Origin of the sequence: Pseudomonas sp. IT-232MI5, assembly GCF_949767845.1 — a bacterium.
Classification (GTDB): Bacteria; Pseudomonadota; Gammaproteobacteria; order Pseudomonadales; family Pseudomonadaceae; genus Aquipseudomonas.
This window is the reverse complement of the sequence record NZ_CATKQE010000046.1, coordinates 1-293: the sequence shown is the minus strand read 5'-3', so window position 1 is coordinate 293 and position 293 is coordinate 1. Positions and strand designations below refer to the sequence as shown.

The 293-nt window shown below is 59.7% G+C and carries 1 protein-coding gene; it reads left to right on the top strand.

The features are described from left to right. Window positions 1-293, top strand: a 293-nt coding sequence (locus tag ACM6JQ_RS20825) for a hypothetical protein (protein WP_414894611.1), incomplete at both ends; no start/stop codon positions are given.

Below are 293 nucleotides of genomic sequence, written 5' to 3'. Positions count from 1 at the left end.
CGCCTCGACGCCTACGATCAGAGCGAACTCGGCGCTCGCTGGATCAACGAATTCACCACGCGTTTTGACTGCGTGGACGATGGCCTGACGTTCTACAGCGCCGACGGCCGCGACCACAGCTATCCGTTGCCTAAAGTCGGCCTGTTCCACTACGACGCCATCGAAAACATCACCCTGGTCCGCAACAGCGAAGATCAGTTGTTGCTGTGCCGTGGTTTCGAACGCAAGGAAACCTACGTCCGCCGTGGCCAGCGCTATGTGCTGAGCAACATTTCTCTGCGCAACGGCGCCGG